The sequence below is a fragment of the Ralstonia sp. VS2407 genome, from assembly GCF_052950655.1.
This window is the reverse complement of sequence record NZ_JBRFVG010000045.1, coordinates 1-783: the sequence shown is the minus strand read 5'-3', so window position 1 is coordinate 783 and position 783 is coordinate 1. Positions and strand designations below refer to the sequence as shown.

Annotated in this window: 2 pseudogenes; one reads left to right on the top strand and one right to left on the bottom strand. The window is 61.2% G+C overall.

Annotated elements, in window-relative coordinates:
* Positions 1 to 420 (bottom strand): annotated as a pseudogene (locus ACU8YE_RS23705) (IS21 family transposase); the annotation flags it as partial.
* Between the two features lie 216 nt (positions 421 to 636).
* Here ACU8YE_RS23705 and ACU8YE_RS23700 point away from each other — a divergent pair.
* Positions 637 to 783 (top strand): annotated as a pseudogene (locus ACU8YE_RS23700) (transposase); the annotation flags it as partial.

The following is a 783-nucleotide window of genomic DNA, read 5'->3' as shown; positions in this document are numbered from 1 at the left end:
CGAAGTCGACGAACAGCTTCTCGCCAGCGCGGTGGATCTGACGCGTCGAGCGCTTCAGACGCTTTGTGAACGCCTTGTAGTGCTCGCAGAATTGCGCGTAGAGCGGTAGGTTTGCCGGCCGGCGAACTCGACTTGGTACTCCTCCCACAGCAGCGTCAACGTCACGCCTTTGCGGCGCAGTTCCTGATGGATGCGCCCGTAATCGGGCTGGACGTAGGTCGCTGGTCTCATGGGCTTGCCGAGTAGCCGCCGCTTGCGCTCGCCCTCGTCCATCTCGCAGGTGCTTGCCCGGTCCAGCCCGGCGGCGCCCGCCGGTCCGACGTGCTTCGTGACCACGCTTTTGGAAATGCCCAGCGACGTGGCGATCCGATCGTGCGAAAGGCTGCCGTCGAATTTAAGTCGTAGAACGTCCTTGATCATGCATGTTCATTCGGTGCGTGGGCATGTTCTCTCCGGCCGAAGCAGGCGAGCATAGCTCGCGTGGTTGATGTCGTGCGCAACGCCGATCCTGCCTTCCGGTACGCTCGGTCACGATCCCGAAACGGCCTGTCGTTCGTCCGAAATACGCACCGTCGAGCCTGGCTTGATTCCGATAATATCGACGCGAGATTCACTGCCTGATTGGTGACAAAATTCCGCCTCAGGTCAGAGGAACGTGAACATGCGCATTACGTCGTATACGCGCCGCGCAGTAAGGCCACACGGGAAACCCTGATGAACGTCGCGGGTCGCAGGTGGGAAATCGAGACCGGCTTCGAGGCGGCCAAAGGCGAGTGCGGACTC